The sequence below is a fragment of the Desulfosporosinus sp. OT genome (assembly GCF_000224515.1).
Classification (GTDB): domain Bacteria; phylum Bacillota; class Desulfitobacteriia; order Desulfitobacteriales; family Desulfitobacteriaceae; genus Desulfosporosinus.
Map to the genome: position 1 here is coordinate 1 of NZ_AGAF01000253.1, position 16,740 is coordinate 16,740.

The 16,740-nt window shown below is 41.3% G+C and carries 18 protein-coding genes and 1 pseudogene; 11 read left to right on the forward strand and 8 right to left on the reverse strand.

From position 1 onward, the window contains the following. Together DOT_RS24340 and DOT_RS24345 are read right to left on the reverse strand one after the other, a co-directional pair. Positions 1 to 285, reverse strand: a pseudogene (locus DOT_RS24340) (chemotaxis protein CheR); the annotation flags it as partial. A gap of 111 nt (positions 286 to 396) precedes the next feature. Further along, positions 397 to 834, reverse strand: coding sequence for a YaaR family protein (locus DOT_RS24345; protein WP_009624230.1), 438 nt, complete (start codon positions 832 to 834; stop codon positions 397 to 399). Between the two features lie 31 nt (positions 835 to 865). Here DOT_RS24345 and DOT_RS24350 point away from each other — a divergent pair, with 31 nt between their 5' ends. Continuing rightward, complete coding sequence (locus DOT_RS24350) at positions 866 to 1,906, forward strand: M20/M25/M40 family metallo-hydrolase (RefSeq protein ID WP_009624231.1); 1,041 nt, start codon at positions 866 to 868, stop codon at positions 1,904 to 1,906. On the opposite strand, the gene DOT_RS24355 is transcribed toward DOT_RS24350, so the two are convergent. Beyond that, on the reverse strand, positions 1,903 to 2,787 hold the full coding sequence (locus DOT_RS24355) for a flagellar motor protein MotB (RefSeq protein ID WP_009624233.1): 885 nt from the start codon (positions 2,785 to 2,787) through the stop codon (positions 1,903 to 1,905). The genes DOT_RS24350 and DOT_RS24355 overlap by 4 nt on opposite strands. Next, positions 2,784 to 3,599, reverse strand: coding sequence for a flagellar motor protein (locus tag DOT_RS24360; protein ID WP_009624234.1), 816 nt, complete (start codon positions 3,597 to 3,599; stop codon positions 2,784 to 2,786). The genes DOT_RS24355 and DOT_RS24360 overlap by 4 nt, the downstream gene beginning before the upstream one ends. A gap of 481 nt (positions 3,600 to 4,080) precedes the next feature. Here DOT_RS24360 and flgM point away from each other — a divergent pair, with 481 nt between their 5' ends. The 10 genes from flgM (at position 4,081) to DOT_RS24410 (ending at position 13,279) form a co-directional block, all read left to right on the forward strand. Beyond that, positions 4,081 to 4,353, forward strand: coding sequence for a flagellar biosynthesis anti-sigma factor FlgM (gene flgM / locus DOT_RS24365; protein WP_040413417.1), 273 nt, complete (start codon positions 4,081 to 4,083; stop codon positions 4,351 to 4,353). A 32-nt stretch (positions 4,354 to 4,385) separates the two neighbouring features. Beyond that, positions 4,386 to 4,871, forward strand: a complete 486-nt coding sequence (locus DOT_RS24370) for a flagellar protein FlgN (protein WP_009624236.1) — start codon at positions 4,386 to 4,388, stop codon at positions 4,869 to 4,871. 3 nt (positions 4,872 to 4,874) lie between these two features. Next, entirely contained in the window at positions 4,875 to 6,308 is a 1,434-nt protein-coding gene (gene flgK / locus DOT_RS24375) for a flagellar hook-associated protein FlgK (RefSeq protein ID WP_009624237.1), read from the forward strand. 12 nt (positions 6,309 to 6,320) lie between these two features. Next, positions 6,321 to 7,220 (forward strand): flagellar hook-associated protein FlgL, encoded by a 900-nt coding sequence (gene flgL, locus DOT_RS24380; protein ID WP_040413418.1) that lies wholly within the window; start codon positions 6,321 to 6,323, stop codon positions 7,218 to 7,220. A gap of 34 nt (positions 7,221 to 7,254) precedes the next feature. Next, positions 7,255 to 7,713: a flagellar assembly protein FliW gene (locus DOT_RS24385; protein WP_009624239.1), complete on the forward strand. Its 459-nt coding sequence runs from the start codon at positions 7,255 to 7,257 to the stop codon at positions 7,711 to 7,713. Position 7,714: 1 nt separating this feature from the next. Then, positions 7,715 to 7,948 (forward strand): carbon storage regulator CsrA, encoded by a 234-nt coding sequence (gene csrA, locus DOT_RS24390; protein WP_009624240.1) that lies wholly within the window; start codon positions 7,715 to 7,717, stop codon positions 7,946 to 7,948. 243 nt (positions 7,949 to 8,191) lie between these two features. Beyond that, the gene (locus DOT_RS24395) at positions 8,192 to 9,955 is read left to right on the forward strand and encodes a flagellin (protein WP_009624241.1); all 1,764 of its coding nucleotides are present in this window, start codon (positions 8,192 to 8,194) and stop codon (positions 9,953 to 9,955) included. Positions 9,956 to 10,085: 130 nt separating this feature from the next. Beyond that, positions 10,086 to 11,885: a 6-hydroxymethylpterin diphosphokinase MptE-like protein gene (locus DOT_RS24400; protein WP_009624242.1), complete on the forward strand. Its 1,800-nt coding sequence runs from the start codon at positions 10,086 to 10,088 to the stop codon at positions 11,883 to 11,885. Next, positions 11,872 to 12,174 (forward strand): hypothetical protein, encoded by a 303-nt coding sequence (locus DOT_RS24405; protein ID WP_009624243.1) that lies wholly within the window; start codon positions 11,872 to 11,874, stop codon positions 12,172 to 12,174. The genes DOT_RS24400 and DOT_RS24405 overlap by 14 nt, the downstream gene beginning before the upstream one ends. Positions 12,175 to 12,496: 322 nt before the next feature. Then, the gene (locus DOT_RS24410; RefSeq protein ID WP_202798719.1) at positions 12,497 to 13,279 is read left to right on the forward strand and encodes a class I SAM-dependent methyltransferase; all 783 of its coding nucleotides are present in this window, start codon (positions 12,497 to 12,499) and stop codon (positions 13,277 to 13,279) included. Positions 13,280 to 13,623: 344 nt separating this feature from the next. Here DOT_RS24410 and DOT_RS24415 read toward each other — a convergent pair whose 3' ends face one another. From DOT_RS24415 to DOT_RS24430, 4 genes are all read right to left on the reverse strand, one after another. Next, on the reverse strand, positions 13,624 to 14,292 hold the full coding sequence (locus DOT_RS24415; protein WP_009624245.1) for a TylF/MycF/NovP-related O-methyltransferase: 669 nt from the start codon (positions 14,290 to 14,292) through the stop codon (positions 13,624 to 13,626). Positions 14,293 to 14,599: 307 nt separating this feature from the next. Further along, positions 14,600 to 15,352 carry a CBS domain-containing protein gene (locus DOT_RS28025; protein WP_009624246.1) on the reverse strand — a complete coding sequence of 251 codons (753 nt, stop codon included), beginning with the start codon at positions 15,350 to 15,352 and terminating at the stop codon, positions 14,600 to 14,602. Continuing rightward, positions 15,342 to 16,535 carry an HAD-IIIA family hydrolase gene (locus tag DOT_RS24425; protein WP_348982171.1) on the reverse strand — a complete coding sequence of 398 codons (1,194 nt, stop codon included), beginning with the start codon at positions 16,533 to 16,535 and terminating at the stop codon, positions 15,342 to 15,344. Before DOT_RS24425 ends, DOT_RS28025 begins: the two co-directional genes overlap by 11 nt. Continuing rightward, a partial coding sequence (locus DOT_RS24430; RefSeq protein ID WP_009624248.1) for an N-acetylneuraminate synthase family protein occupies positions 16,525 to 16,740 on the reverse strand: 216 nt, incomplete at its 5' end. The genes DOT_RS24425 and DOT_RS24430, both read right to left, overlap by 11 nt.

The following is a 16,740-nucleotide window of genomic DNA, read 5'->3' on the forward strand; positions in this document are numbered from 1 at the left end:
AAGTAGGGGAATAATCGTTTCCCGCAGTGTTTTCCATTGGTTAGCATCTCGAAAGAACTGAGAAACGTTAATGGTCAAATGTTTGAAGAAGTCATCATACAAGACGGAGTCAGCACTCAGAGCCTTTAGGAAGGGCGGATAGGTTGGATACCCGTGGGAGTTCATAAAGCTGAGGATTCGGCGTTGCATTTGGTTTTGCTTGTAAAACTTAAGATCGAGCCCACTCTTAGGGTGAAACGCTTTAACAAATTCTTCGTAGGTATTTGGCGTGGATGAGTAGGACAAAAGGGTTACACCTCTTTTCTTTAAGATGCTACATAAATTCAAGTTAGAAATAAAAGATATCTATAATTACTAGCGAATAAAGATATGGAATCATTGGACAGTGAAATTTTCTTAGGCAAAAAGGTCAACGATCAGCCCGCGAATTTCATCGATCTTCGTTAAGACCTCAAGGGGTTTGGCTTGTTGATCCAAGAGTTGTTTCCCTAGCTCCTCTAATGAGCGATCGATTTTGGCGATCCGTGCCATGACCTTGGGCCGGCCTTGGGAATCCCACAACGAATCTTCCTGCATTTGGCGACTTTGGCCAAAGGTTGAACGAACGAAGGATTTAACCATATTGCGGAAGTCTCTCAGATCGCGGATGGATAGGGACTGAGCTAACTTCTTGCCTTGGGTTTCAAGGCGGCCGAGAAAGGATTGGAGTTCCTGCCGCTTAATCTTTTGAGTCTGAGATAAGACTCCACTAAAGTCACTGTTTTTTTCCAGTGAATTTTGCGAATCGAGACTCGGAGTACTGGATTGATGTGGGGCATCGATGCGGATAGACATAGGCATTCTCCTCTTAGAAAGGATTTAAACAATGCAGACACGCAGAGTATTTTTAAAAACATTACTGGGTCTTGTAGCAATTATCATACCCTGGAGTGTTTTGCCGACCCGTTTTGGAGAGGCTATGAAGACGGGGTTAGGACATCCGTCGGTTAAACTGTTGCTACCCCCACCCCTCACGAGCAAACCGAATAATGTGATTAATGAAGAAAGCCTAAGTCTTACAGCAATGGATGATATCTTCGCTCTAACGAGCTCTGAGATGCAAGGCCGCAAAGCGGGATCTGTAGGAGAAGCTAAAGCGGCAGAGTATCTGGCTTCCCAATTAAGTATGCTCGGGTTAAAGCCTATGGGAGATCAAGAAACAGGGTTTACTCAAGCGTTCACAATTCCTCCGGTAATTGAAACCAGGGTTAATGGCCGACTAACCTTTAGACCCGGGGAAAATCGAAACTTAAGAACTCCGAGTGTTAACCTTTTGGGGGGGCTCTTGGGAGAAAATACGGCGGAAATCATCCTAATATCCGCCCATTATGATCATCTGGGAGTTTTCGAAGGACAGCTTTACCCTGGGGCTAACGATAATGCCTCTGGTGTAGGGTGCGTACTTGACGTAATGCGGCGCATCCTTCGTGAAGGAAAAACTCCAAAACGAACAATCGTTCTGGCCTTTTGGAGCGCCGAAGAGATGGGGTTTGTGGGGTCTGCAGCGTTTGTCCAGGCTTCATCATTTCCTCTTCACCAGATTCAGGCCGTCCTTAATGTCGATACAGTAGGAAATGGGATGATTGGGGATTTTGCGCTCTGGTCGAATGGGGAAAATACGGCGGTAAAGGCTATTTACAAGGCAGCGTCCGAATGTGGGGCCAGTGCTGTCTTAACTCCAACTGCAGGGCATAACAGCGACTCGGTCAGTTTCATCGCAGCAGGGATTCCGGCGTTGACCCTGATGACCCACGATTGGTTAGATAAAAATCATACGCCCGAGGACACTACCGCGCTACTGAAGCCGGAACAGATTCACCTGGCTTCTGAGATTATTTATCGAGCGGTTCAAATTCTTGCCTTCTAAGGTTTTATCGTTGGAGCAGGAATTTGTAGGTCTGACAGAGGTGTTTGGTTACTGGGCTCGGTCACATCATATTTGGAGCGGAGAATGATCAGGTCTATGCGGCGGTTTTTGCTGCGTCCGGCGTCAGTATTATTGGGAGAAATCGGTCGATATTCTCCATAACCTGTTGCCGAGAGGCGATCAGGAGTAATCCCATCACTTTGTAAGATCTGTACCACATTGGTTGCTCGAATCACGGAGAGTTCCCAATTACTGGGGAACTGTGCAGTGTGGATCGGTAGATTGTCCGTATGTCCTTCGACCTTGATTTGGTTGGGCGCTGCCGCAAGGACCGTAGAGACTTTCTCAAGAATCGCGCGGGCATGGGGGGTAATAACGGCTGAACCGCTATCGAAGAGTAGCGTTTCCTGAATGCTGACAACAAGGCCACGTTCTTCGATGGAAGTCACTAAAGTTGTCTGAATACCGTTGTCCACAGCAAATTTATCGAGCTTGGCTTTGATCGAGTCGATACTCATCTTTTCAGCATCAACGTTTCCCTGGCCAGCGTTCTTATTTTCCCCGTTCATAGTGGGATCCGTATAGGTCGTATTGTTAGGATCTTTACCCTTTCCAGGGACAGTAGTTTTGGCGGAAGGAGTTCCAGTTTGAAAGAGAGAAGGTCCAACTGGGCTTGTAGACAGCTCTATTTTTGAGGGCGTGCCCCCGCCGAGGGCTTTACTTAAGGATTCGGCAACAGCTTGGAATTTTTGGGCGTCGACCTTACTCATTGAATAAAGAACGACAAAGAAAATCATAAGCAAGGTAATTAGGTCAGAATAGGTAAGCAGCCAGCGTTCGCCATTTTCTTTTTCAGCTTCATGTTCCCGTTTTCTACTCATCGGCCTTCAACGGCTGGGGCCCTGCCGGGTGCCGTTGCACCCTCTTCAGCTTTTTCCTCAGAAGGGAGTAGTGTTCCAACGTGGGTTTTTAATTTCTCTTTTAGAATAGAGGGATTTTCACCTGCTTGAATGGACAAAATTCCATCTAGAACCATCTCCATGGCGGATACTTCGGCTTTGTCCTTCATTTTGAGTTTGGTGGCAATAGGAAGCCAAAGAAGGTTGGCGGAGGCGACTCCATAAAGAGTGGCAATAAATGCGGCAGCGATCGACTCAGAGAGCGCTGCTGCATCCGAAAGATTTCCTAACACCATGACGAGACCCATAACTGTCCCAATAATACCTAAAGTCGGACTATAGCCACCGGCTGCTTCGAAAACGGAAATTCCTACTTTATGGCGTTTCTCGAGGATAGCGATATTCGATTCTAAGATCTCCTTGGTAATTTCCGGGTCTGTTCCATCAATAACGAGTTGCATTCCTTGGCGAGTAAAGCGGTCTGTCACAGTTTCAAGTTCTTGTTCCAGGCTGAGCAATCCTTCGCGCCGTGCTTTTTCAGCAAAGAGCACCAATGTTTCATATGCCGCGGCAGTTCCAAACGATTGGGCAGTAAATGCTGTTTTAATCCATTGAGGGAATTTCTTGAGATCAGACAGCGGAAAGCTGGTCAAGATTGCCCCCGCTGTCCCCCCGAAAACGATGACGGCTGCGGATAATTGACCGAGTGCACTGACTGATCCCCCTTCCATCGTAAACCCAGCGATCAGGGCACCGAATCCTGTGAGGATACCTAGTATGGTTGATAAATCCATGTTCGTGTTGTCGCGTACCTTATACGTTTAGTTCAATGGCTAATCGTATGAAGGGTTTCGACGTACCTCCCTTGCTTTTTTTTGAAATATGGTTATAAATGCATTAGCTATTATGGTGGTAAGAGAGGCGCTTCAATTAAGACTATGAAAGTTTATCAATAATTTTTAAAGATATAAGGATTTAATTAGTGATCCTCTATTGTTTATATCGACGTATTTCACTCTGAACTTAAGTCCCTTTATACCAAATCAGAAAGTATAAGTTTTGGCTAGCATAAATAGGCAACTAAGCGGCTGCTTTCGCTGAGACTTGCACCAGCCAAGTTTATAATCCTATACTTTAGTATACAGGAAAAGCTGAGTGAGAGGTAGAACTCTTGCTTTGACCTTAAAAATTTTCGTAATCAATAAAGTTTCTCTTCAGTTTTGCCGGGTCAACTACGATATAGTAAGTAAGAATATGTATCTTGGAGTGATCGATATGAAAATAGACGGGACATCCATGTCTCCTGTTGGGAGTGTTCACGCAACCAATCGCTTGGATCAAGTGGAGAAGAAAAGGTTAGTTTCTGAAGTGGACAAAGTAGCTGTGTCGGATAAAGGGCAACTTTTTCAGACTTTGCTGCAAAAAGTTAAGGAGATCCCCTCTGTCAATGAAGAACGTGTGCAGGCCCTTTCGGATCAGATAGAAAAGGGAGAATTCCAGCTGGATTCGCAAAAAATTACTAATAAATTATTGTCCTCTGATTTTTAACGGTTTATCACATTTCACAGAGGGGGGATTCCATGTCTGAAGTACTAGTACGGAACTTAAATGAAAACTTAAAATCCCAAGTCTCTCTCTATGAAAAGCTGGATAGTTTGGAAAGAAATAAACAAAAAGCCCTAATCAAAAATGATATTGCAGAGATCGAGAAGATCACGGTACAACAAGAAAGATTATTAATTGAAGCCAGTCGACTAGAAAAAGAGCGTCTTTTGTGGGCTGAGGCTATCGGAGGCGAACTTGGAAGAGTACCTCAAGACCTAACTTTGGCAGAATTGGCGGAGCATTTCCCGGTACTTGAGGGGGTTCGGCTTGATCTTGATAATGTTATTGGTCGTCTTCGAGAGATACATGATATAAACACTAAGCTATTACAGCAAGCCATGAAAATAGTGGAGTTTACTGTTGGCTTACTTACTCATCAAGAACAGAATACCTATACTCATCCTAAACGTAAGGAACCGGAAGAGAACCGGCGACTTCATCTAGTGGACTGGAGGATTTAAGATATGAGTTCCACCTTCTTTGGCTTAACTATTGCAGGAAAGGCGCTGTCTGCTCAGCAAATTGCTCTAAATATAACGTCGAATAATATTGCCAATGCTGATACGGAAGGGTATTCAAGGCAGCTGGTGGATTTGAAGACGACCAATCCCTATACTATTGCAGCATCTGGGAAAAATATGAGCCAAGGTTCAGGGGTGACCATTGATACGATTACGAGGGCTCGGGATGCGTTTGTGGATAAGCAGTTACGCTCCGAGACGTCAACTCAAGAATATTGGGGAGCGAAAGAGACCAGTCTTACCGAGATAGAATCAGCTATGAATGAACCCTCAGATTATAGTCTTAGTAGTGACCTAAGTAATTTCTGGAGTGCCTGGAATGATCTAGCCGATAACCCGGAAGATTCTGGGACTAGGGCGGTCTTGGTGCAACGAACCTTAACGCTCACGGATAGTCTCCACGCCATCTCGGATCAACTTACGGAAATGCAGAATAACCTCGACATGAATGTGGATAGCCAAATTACCGATGTAAACGACTATGCGAATCAGATAGCAGAGCTCAACAAACAGATCAAACGAGCAGAGGTCACTGGGGACAATCCGAATGATCTGTATGATAGTCGGGATCTTCTGGTTGACAAACTATCAAAAATCGTGAATGTCACAGTGACGGAAGGCATTGACCCTAGTTATTCGAATGGTAAGGTTAATAGTTACACATTAGCGATTGGAGATCCACCTCAGACCTTGGTCGGTGATGATGGGACGGTTAGCGAGCTCAATGAGGTTACGACTACGGACAGTGACGGGAATTCAATTAAGGGTCTTCAGTTGGGGGGAAGCGATTTAACGCTGGGTGAGAATATGGGCTCACTACAAGCGGATATGAATGTTCGTGACACGTACTTGCCAGATTTACAAGAGAAATATGATACCTTAGCTGCTGGAATCGCTAGTGCGGTGAATACTATTTATGGTAGTGGATTTTTTGAGACTTCCGATGATTCTACTGATTTTACAGCTAGTAATATATCCTCTTCAGTCGTGGCTAATGACATTGTGGCAGGGAATGGGACCTCGGGGGATGGGGGCATTGCTGCTGATATTGCCTCTCTCTCGGAAGGCTGGTCCAGTATCTCAGGCACAGACTTAGATGACTTTAAGGCTACGTATGGGACGTCACTGGTAGATTCTTATTCAACTATTGTGGCTCAGCTAGGTGTGGATCTGCAGCAGGCCACTCGGATGAAAGAGGGGCAAGAGGCTTTAGTTGCCAATCTAACAACCCAAAGAGAAACGGTTTCAGGGGTGTCACTGGATGAGGAAATGATCAATCTTGTCAGATATCAGAAAGGTTATGCGGCGGCCGCTCGGGTCGTCACAATGATGGATGATATGTTAAGTACGCTTTTGGGCATGGGAACGACTAAATAGGGGTGAATGATGGTGCGGATTACTAATAATATGATGAGCCAAAATATTACGAATAATATTGAAACGTCTCAAGAAAGACTGCTAAAGTTACAAGATCAATCGTCTTCGGGTTTGGGAGTAAGCAAACCATCGGATGACCCGTCCGCGATCCAACGTATTATTCGCATGCGGAACACTATTTCTAACGTCGAGCAGTATAAGAGTAATGCCTCGGAAGCTTCATCCTATATGAGTACGATCGACGGTGTGCTTGGGGAAATTACCTCTCAGATCCAACGGGTAAGGGATCTAGCAGCAGAAGGGGCCAATGGGACCTCAACCCCGGAGGATAGGGCTAAGCTGGCCATTGAAGTGGACCAGATCGCCAAACAACTTGGCGTGGAGGCCAATACTCAAATAGGGACTAAATACGTCTTCTCAGGTACAGCCACGGATCAGAAGCTGGTAAACTCGGATGGAACCATGAACTCATCAGCTAATAGTAACGAACTTCAATATCAGATTGGCAATGATGTCGCGATTAACGTTTCAGTCGATGGGCAAGCGTTGTTTGGCGATCCTGTTGATCCAGCTCTCCCTTCGGGAATATTCACAACCTTGAGTGACCTGAGTGACGCTTTAAAGAATGGTGACTCTGCAGACATTTCGGCTTACTTAGACAAAATTGACACAAACCTTGATAGTGTTATCGCTGCCCGTGCTGACTTAGGAGCTCGTATGAATAGGATGAGTGCACTTCAGGGGCAGTTAGATAATACCTCAGTTAATTTGAAACAGAACTTGTCTACGATTCAAAATGTGGATATTGAATCGACGATTATTAATTATACGAGTCAGCAGAATGTTTATCAGGCTGCCTTACAGGTGGGGGCCAAGATTATTCAACCATCACTGGTAGATTATTTGAGTTAGGGAATTTTTGTTAATCTCAAAGGAGGGTAATACTTTGAAAATAGAGTCCACAAGATTTGGGAAGCTGGAGGTGGCGGAAGAGCAAGTGTTCAACTTCCCACACGGAATCCCCGGTTTTCCGGATGAGAAAACGTTCGTCCACCTCCACTATGAGGAAGGAAGTCCCTTTTCTTTTCTTCAGTCGACGACCGAGGGTAATCTGACCTTCGTTTTGGTGGATCCTTTTGCCTTCCTCCCAGATTATGAATTTGTCCTAGATGATGAAATAGCTCTAGAAATAGGCCTTTCCCAGCAAAGTCCTCCCCAAGTGTTCTTGATCGCGACGGTGAAAGGAAAATTGGCTGAGATGACGGTCAATCTGTTAGCCCCGGTGGTTATGAATGGGGTCAAGCGGGTTGGTAGGCAGGTTATTCTAGACAAAAGAGACTATTCTATCTGTCACAAACTGTTTCCTGATGGCTTTCCGAAGGAAGCTGACAAGGGGGTAGGTTGATATGTTGGCACTGACTCGCAAAGTGGGCGAACGAATCGTCATTGGTGACAACATCGTAGTGACCGTGGTCAGCATTAAAGGGGACAGTATCCGCTTCGCAATCGAGGCCCCCAAAGAGATCAAGGTCTATCGTGGCGAAATCTATGATGCGATCGTAGAAGAAAACTTACAAGCAGCCATCCCTATCGAGTTATCTGAGCTGGATAGGCTGAAAGCATTAAGGATTAAGAAGTAAGGTGCTAAACGGTAGCTTGCTTCTTTTTTTTGCCTAAATTTAGAGAATAAAAAACTATTGTTTAAAGAGATGAAGGAAAAAAACTTCTGAAAACCCTAAAGTTTTAGACTTACTCTCTCGATATAATAAATAGAAGCGCTAAACAGTTCTATCCTTCCAGCCGGCCGGTGGAAGAGATACAGCTGTCTGAGCTAAATAAAATCGGGCAAGGATGCCTGATTTGAAAATCAAGGAGGAAATAATATGATTATCAATACTAACTTCGCGGCACTCAACACTCTTCGCCAGTTGGGTAACAATGAAAAGGCAACACAAAGTTCTTTAGCCAAACTGTCCTCAGGTCTGCGTATCAACGGTGCAGCTGACGATGCAGCAGGTCTAGCCATTTCTGAAAAAATGCGTGGTCAGATCAGTGGCTTGAACAAAGCTACGAGTAATGCTCAAGACGGTATTTCCATGGTCGCCACCGCTGAAGGTTCGTTGAATGAGACCACAAGCATTCTGCAACGTATGCGTGAGCTCGCTGTTCAGGCAAGCAGTGATACCAACACCACGAGCGACCGTGTTGCTATGCAAACTGAAATGAATCAGCTGACCTCAGAAGTAAATCGGATTGGTAATACAACCGAGTTTAATACTCAGAAACTGCTACAGGGCGATGGCAAAACAAATTTGACGGCAACTGGTGTTATTTCTGCGACTGGTACTCTAAGTGGAGCAGTTGACCAATCTACTACAGAGGCTACGCAGACGACAACTATGACTGTGGGTGCCGCTGCTGCTGATACGGCTTCATTTACCATGGCTGGTCAAACAATAACTTTGACATTTACAGCAAATAATACAAGTTATGCTGACGATGCAGTATATGGGATGACTGGTGCGAATACCAGTACCGCTACAGCCAAAGTTAATATATCCGCTACTGCTGGCAACAACACTGCTACTACCGCAGCGACAGATGCTGCCAAGGCAGTGCAATCTTTTATTGATAGCAACGACGTCCTGAAAGGCAACTATGTAGCTAACACAGATTCGGCTGGACATATTACGATTTCGGCCCTCAAAACTGGAACAGATGCAGGTGCAGATGGTACGATTGGCGCTTCAACAGCTGATATGGGTACTGCCGCAACTGCTGATACAGGTGCTACAACGTATGCTACACAATCTTCATCGACGATCGACTTCTCCACAACGGCTAATACCGTTGCTGGCGCAACAGCTTTAGTGGGCAAAGGTATCACGATTAACGGTACCGAATTAGAGTTTTATGATTCCAGTAATGGGGCCTATTCAGGTTCTCAACAAGGTATTGATATCAGCAGCGCTATCACTGCAACCGCTGGAGCCAACGCTGCTGCTGTCGTAGCCGCAATAGTAAAACAGGCGAATGTTTCTGGAGTCACCTTGTCTGATGCAACCGGTGGCGTAATGGACGTAACCTCTGTTCAGACCGGAACAGTAGCGAATTCCATTACAACTGAAGACGGTGGCGTGCAAAAAGATTTCCAAGCTACTTTCCAAATCGGTGCCAATACAGGGCAAACTATGACAGTGGCTATTAAGGACATGCGTTCACAAGCTCTAAATATTTCGGGGACTACGGCAGGTGGTACTATTACTGCCTCGAATGGATCGGTAGCATCCCTAACAGCTGTAAAATCAGCATCCAATGGATCTGATAACATTAATGTTGAATATACCCTTGACGTTTCTACTGCTGCTAATGCAACCGCTGCAATTAGTGTTATCGATGATGCTACGGCTGCTGTATCTGCTGAACGTTCCAATTTGGGCGCTGTGCAAAACCGTCTGGAACACACCATTAATAACTTGGGAACCTCTTCCCAGAACATCACTACTGCTGAAGGCAATATCCGTGATGTAGATATGGCTAAAGAAATGACCGCTTTCCAGAAAAATAACATTCTCCAACAAGCTGCGCAATCCATGTTGGCGCAAGCCAACCAACAGGGTCAAGGCGTTCTGAAATTACTTCAATAATTGGTTTAGCAGAATTCATCCTCAAGTCATTCTTCAATTAATTCGGAAGTTGACTGTACAATTGGCAAAAGGGATTGGGTGATACCCAATCCCTTTTAACCATTAAGATTCGAAACAGGAGAATATAACAATGAATAAACGGCGAGTATCCTTTAATCTATCAAAAGCTAAGAACGGTATGAGTACTGTTTCGGTGCAGATAGACGATCACCCGGAAATATTTTTACATAGCACCGTTGATCCAATAAAGGAGGCAAGAGATTGGTTAGATCGAGTTGAACTGAGGCCCTACACTGCCTATTTTGTTCTTGGTTCTGGACTGGGTTATCATATACAGGTGTTACTAGAAAACTTACCAGAGGGATCACATATCTATGTACTAGAGTATTCTCAGGAAGGTAATTTACTCGCTGCAGCATCTAAAATTTTTCCCAATAGCTCATGGATACACGACTACAGAATCAGCTATTGGGCTACAGATACACTAAGAGATTTGGCCGCTGCATTAGCAGTGGATATGGGCAAACGCTGTATCAATAGAGTGGAATTTTGTCGCTATTATCCTGCCATGGCTGTATATATGGAGTTTTACAAGCGGATTGAGGAAGAATTGGTGCCGAAGGTTGAAGAACTATTTTGTCTTAATTTTAATAATAGTATTGCACAAGGAATTAGAAGGATGGAGAATGCTTGGTTCAATGTGCCGTATATTAGCAACAGCCCTGGTATTACAGCGTTCGCCAACCACTTTGCGGGTAAACCAGTGATTGTTGTGGCAGCAGGACCATCTCTAAACAAAAATATCGAAGTTCTTAGGAAATGCACGGATAGAGCAATTGTGATTGCAGCGGGATCGACGATGGGTGCGTTATTTGCTCATGAGATTAGGCCTTGTTTTTTAGCTGTTGCCGATACCTCAGTCGCCATGTACGATGTACTGGCAGAGGTTCTGGATCCCGGCGCAATTTTATTAGCACCTTATGATGTTCAGCATAAGGTGGTGTCTGAATATCCGGGTAAAAGATTATTTGCTGTTGATGGGACCACAATGACTCTTAAAGGAGTCGGGCACTTATTGCCAGATACAGAAGGATTGAAAGCGAATCTTAGTGTCGCTACTTTCGCACTTAATTTTGCCCTACACTGCGGAGCTGATCCGATTATTTTTGTCGGACAAGATTTGTCATTTCCAAGTGATCCGACTGCTGCTCAGCATGCTAAGGGTGTGCGAGCCAGCGGGTATCTTAGGAATGAACAAAAGACATATGTTCCGGGTTATGATGGAGGAGAGGTTCCGACGGAACCTGTAATGCGAGATATTATCCAATATCTTGAGACCATAATTAAGCTCAATCCCGGAACCACGTTTATTAACGCTACAGAAGGAGGGGCAAAGATCTCTGGAACATTACAACTCAAATTATCAGAAGTATATGATCAACTCCTTACTGAGAATATTTTGATTAACGGAATTGCCGACGAGGTTTTCAGTCGATTTGAAGCTCCAAGTAATACTGAATTACTCAAAGTGCTATTGGATATCAGAGAGGATATCACCCGAACGTGCGAGGTAACAGAGGGATTTTTCACTGGGGTAGTTAGAGAAATTGAAGAAGGTATAGAATGGAGCGAACCTTTATATGACAGAATAATAGGTCAGATTGTAAGCTTTTTTGAGGAATTATCTCAGGAAAGTATTTATCAACATCTAAAACAGGGAATAGCACCCTATCGGGAATTAGTCGAGTATCGCATGCGGGAAGGTATGAATTTCCAGCAAAAAATAGAAAATTATCTTGATTTGAAGAGGTGTTTACTAATAGTACTCGAACGTTTAGATACTGCAGTTCATGAGAGTGTAATGCGTTTGAAAAAAATGCAAATTGAGATGATAGAACAGAACGGCAGGGAAGATCATGAGCGAACTTAATAGCACTATTGCCAAAGTGATTACAGATATCGAGCAGTATTATGATTTTTCTTTTCGTATATGGCCTGAAAAATGCATTCCGTTAGTATTTGCTCTGATTGAACATATTGAAGAAGTATTCCCCGTTCTTACAACAAAACAGACCACTAAGCTTAACGAAGTTTTAAAGAAGGTAATTGAGACCTTGGAAGTCAAAGATTATGTTCGCATGCGGGATTATCTGCATTATGACCTGCGCGAGCTATTGCTTAGGTTTCTAACTGGGAAACATAACAAGAATATCGAATAACAAACAGTAGAACAGGAGTCTGCGATGAGCGGAGAAATAATTGTATATTATGGTCTGCCGAAATAAGTTAAATTTTGTAAAGATTAACTAATCATAGTCACCACCGAAGTCATGGTCTCCAGCCTTAACAGTAACTCGACTACTGCCGCCCTTGAAAAATCAGCAATTTGTACTCTATCTTTATGATCGAACATATTGATTTTCTTTGTAAAAATTGTTTAACAACTTCTTTAAGAAAAGGGATGATCATATGGATTCATGTTATCTATGCAGTGGTAAGGAATTCATTAAAAGACGTGGCAAAGTTCGAGACAATCCTAGTTTGGAAGTATATGAATGCATGAATTGTGGTTTGGTTTCTTTATCGGATTTTTCTCATATTAGTAGTGATTTTTATGAGAATTCAGGTATGTTTAGCGGCAATAAAGTGGATATTGAAGAGTCTCTTGCACTATCGGCGAAAGACGATGAGCGTCGTTTTAATTATCTTAACCAATTGATAATTAATAAAAACATTCTGGATTTTGGCTGTGGATTTGGTGGCTTTTTGAGGATGGCGAAAAAAATCGCCAAGGATGTAAAAGGAGTAGAACCTAATTATGATACAGTTAAGTCTTTCTTTCTTAGTGAAAAATTAACTGTATTTCAAAACATTAACGAAGTCATTGGTCACTACGATGTTATTACACTATTTCATGTTCTGGAACACCTTGAGAATCCCAGACTTATACTGTCTGAGTTAGCGCTAAAGCTTAGAACCGAGGGTGTAATTATTATAGAGGTTCCAAATGCTGATGATGCCTTATTAAAGGTATACGAAAATGAAGCATTTTCAAAATTTACCTATTGGAGTTGCCATCTGTTTTTATACAACAATTCGACACTTTCCCAATTAGCTAAACAAGTTGGACTAAAAGTTAAATTTATTAAACAAATACAAAGATATCCCTTGTCAAATCATTTGTATTGGTTAAGTAAGGGCAAACCAGGTGGGCACGAAAAATGGCACTTTATAGATTCAGTAAAATTAAACAACGAATATGAAAATGCTCTTGCATCAATAGGCTGTTGTGATACAATTATTGCATGCTTTGAGAAGGGCTAATATTAAAAACAGCTAGTATCGGTGTTGAAAAACCTTAAAAATTCTGTAAGCGGTGGAACAAATAGCATGGTACAAAAATCCTTCACTTGCAACATCTTGGATGTATTTATACTGCTTCTTGATCAGTCGCTTGAACTGGGCATCGGACAGATCATCAAACTCCGCAGTAGCAGAAGTCTGAAAATAGTAAGGTAAAAAAGTCTAGCAAGGCCATGTTTCTAAACACTTTGAAAGGTTTGGAAACATGGCCTTTTAACTTCATTAGTAGAAAAAAACTTAACTAAATGGGTCATCTTATCGAACAAAATTTGGTCTAAACACGTTATTCCTTCACTATTAATATCCTATCTCTTCCTTATATAAGAGGGTATGTGGGAGATTGGTAGTTTTTCAATAATTACATTTTGTTCGAAAAAATATTCATCTACTGCTTTCGTTTCTCCGAATACGGTTCCGAAATCATCAAAAACAATAAGTCCGCCTTTAACTACTCTATTGTATAAATATTTTAAAATAACTTTTGAAGGCTCATAAACATCGACATCAACATGCAATAGTGAAATTTTGAGTTCGGGATGTTCTTTAAGGTATTTAGGAACCGAATTTGAAATATCACCTTGGATTAACTCATAGTTTTTGAATGATTTATGACAAAAAACATTATTTAACTCATCTTCTGAAATCCCATTACCACAAGATTTTTCAAAATTATCAATAAACTTAGAATCGTTTACTTCGTTCTGTCTGGGAAATTCACCAAAGGCATCAAAACCAATGATTTTTCTCGAATATGGACTTTCTAAGATTTCCCTGAATGTTGCAAATCTTATTAAAGACGCCCCTTTAAACACTCCACACTCTACAATATGACCAGGGAGATTAACTATGGACTTGTATAGTTCATAATGCGCTAACATTTTTGACATTCTGGTAATATGACTCGTTAAATAGAAACCGTTTTCATAATCCCATTGTTTACTTAAATCAAATCCAAACAAATTTTCACTATCCAATTTTTTAAACATCTCCCTATCTATGATATATTCGAAACTACAATACAAAATCCAGGGATAACTGGTCTGCTTGATAAACTCCTGCACTTAACATTTGCATTTTCAATCGCATCGTGTTACATTAAATAATCCCTGAAGTACCAGATGCCACTGGTTTCCAATGATTCATTTTAATTATCAGAATAGCTTATCATCGTGGTAGATCAAATTAGTTATGCGACAAATTTTGGGAAGTATTAAGTGCTTACCATTCTTTAGTAAACAATAAGTTGATAAGTTGGTGTCAGGCACCGGCACCCTTTGTTTATTATTTTCTACCATAAATATCTTGGTATCTTATTATATCATCTTCGCCAAAGTAGTCTCCTAGCTGTACTTCAGCTACCATCAATGAGCTATCTTCAGAAGTGTTAATCAACTTATGTTTACAGCCTTTCGGAATATAAACATAGTTTCCAGATTCAACCCTTTTCTTTGATTCCCCGATTATAACTTCACCCATACCATAAATAATCACCCAGTACTCTTCTCTTCTTTTATGTTCTTGAAGACTCAATTCTCCTAGCGGTTTTACTTTGATGATCTTTGATTGTGAATATGGATTTAAAAATGTAGTTTTATAAAGACCCCATGGTCGATTAAATATTTCATGTTCCAGTTTGTCCTCATCTAATGAGAGGAAATCATAATCTAAGCCAAAAACAATATCTTCTAATAGCAATACATGCATATTACTTTTCGTAATTATGTTCATTAGTTTACCTTGCCAATCAACAATAGGTAGAAATTTAATTCTATTATCTTTAAAATATTCAATTATCTTGCTGAATTCGTCGTCAATAAGAACTCTTTCAAATTTCTTAATATAAACATTAGCGACTTCATCATTGATATTAGTTTCATTGATAAAGGCTCTTCTTATATCTCCATCTGTTAAAGTTCCTAATACTCTATTTCCATCATCAATAACTAATAGGAAACCCTTTTTGTTTTCATCGATTTTTTTTAAGGCGCAGAGAAGAGTTTCATTCTCCGCTATGCAAAATATATCAAATTTCATTAGTATTACCTCTATATTCTAATATTAGTTCCACGACTTCTCTTACAGCGCCTTTACCGCCGTCAACTTTAGTAACATAATCAGCTATTTCTTTAACACATTCCATGCTGTCATTAACCGCACAACCGAAACCGACAGCTTTTATTACATCTAAGTCGTTGATATCATCGCCGATATAAACAATTTCATCATATTTTAAATCGAATTTATCACATACATCATTAAGAGTTTTTATTTTATCTTGAATTCCCATATAAACGACATCTAGCTTCATTTTTTCCGCTCTTCTTTTAACAAGATCTATGTTTTCTCCAGTAATAATGCCTGTTTTAATGCCATTCTCTCTCAAAAGTTTAAATCCCATACCATCTTTCGTGTTAAATTTTTTTAGCTCATCACCATTTTCCGAATAATACATTCCCCCGTCAGTTAATACTCCATCACTATCGGTTAATAGACATTTTATCTTCTTTAACTTCTCATAAATAGTAACTTTAATATCAGAAGAATCCTTGAGTAAATTTTCAACTATTATCCAATCACTAGGGTCATCTATTTCAAAATATGATTCTTCTGGCATTTCAACAGTACCTATTCTGCCAGAAATTCGGCATTCCGATTCTAATAGTTGCCTTCTTGATGTAATATAAAAAGCTCCATTTTCAACTAAAAATCCTTTGAACTCTTGACGTCTAGGTCTATTCATTGGATCATAATTCATAGGGCACGACCTGAAATCTGAATCTTCCCAAATAAATCTTTTTTGACGAACTACAGATAACACACTATCAATTGAAACTTCGTTATACCTACAGATTCCTTTCTTAAGATGAGAAGCTTTTAATAATGGAGAGGTGGCTTGCACTAAAATAATATCCTCAAAATCATATTCCCGAGCAAACTCTAACATTACTGACTCGGTACTTGCGGTATCAGTTGATACAGCTTTAGACCTTCCAACAATTTCTACTTTATTAGATCCATATTCACACACAACTTTTCTAATTTCATCGCTATCTGTAGAAATAACAACCTTATCAATCTCATCGCAATTAACTATAGCATCTAGAACCCAATAAACGAGTGGACGACCATTAATTTTTTTTATATTCTTAAGCGGAATAGATTTACTTCCACCTCTCATTGGGATAAACGCGACAGTTTTCCCAATTTTAGTACTCAACACTATCCCTCCTATATTTCAACTTTTCTCTTTGAACTTTTTCGATACTTAAAATTTCTTCTTTCTTAAATGCCAATGCATTATGAGTGACCTCTAAATCTCGTTTTAATCTTCTAATTCCATCTGGCTCTAAAGATGCTGCATGATCTGTTCCTTTCCAGGTTCTATCTAATGTGTAGTGCCTTTCTACTGTGCTAGCTCCTAA

Coding starts and splice junctions, on each gene's coding strand:
- DOT_RS24345 (WP_009624230.1), bottom strand. CDS start 834: ATGTCTATCCGCATCGATGCCCCACATCAATCCAGTACTCCGAGTCTC.
- DOT_RS24350 (WP_009624231.1), top strand. CDS start 866: ATGCAGACACGCAGAGTATTTTTAAAAACATTACTGGGTCTTGTAGCA.
- DOT_RS24355 (WP_009624233.1), bottom strand. CDS start 2,787: ATGAGTAGAAAACGGGAACATGAAGCTGAAAAAGAAAATGGCGAACGC.
- DOT_RS24360 (WP_009624234.1), bottom strand. CDS start 3,599: ATGGATTTATCAACCATACTAGGTATCCTCACAGGATTCGGTGCCCTG.
- flgM (WP_040413417.1), top strand. CDS start 4,081: ATGAAAATAGACGGGACATCCATGTCTCCTGTTGGGAGTGTTCACGCA.
- DOT_RS24370 (WP_009624236.1), top strand. CDS start 4,386: ATGTCTGAAGTACTAGTACGGAACTTAAATGAAAACTTAAAATCCCAA.
- flgK (WP_009624237.1), top strand. CDS start 4,875: ATGAGTTCCACCTTCTTTGGCTTAACTATTGCAGGAAAGGCGCTGTCT.
- csrA (WP_009624240.1), top strand. CDS start 7,715: ATGTTGGCACTGACTCGCAAAGTGGGCGAACGAATCGTCATTGGTGAC.
- DOT_RS24395 (WP_009624241.1), top strand. CDS start 8,192: ATGATTATCAATACTAACTTCGCGGCACTCAACACTCTTCGCCAGTTG.
- DOT_RS24400 (WP_009624242.1), top strand. CDS start 10,086: ATGAATAAACGGCGAGTATCCTTTAATCTATCAAAAGCTAAGAACGGT.
- DOT_RS24405 (WP_009624243.1), top strand. CDS start 11,872: ATGAGCGAACTTAATAGCACTATTGCCAAAGTGATTACAGATATCGAG.
- DOT_RS28025 (WP_009624246.1), bottom strand. CDS start 15,352: ATGAAATTTGATATATTTTGCATAGCGGAGAATGAAACTCTTCTCTGC.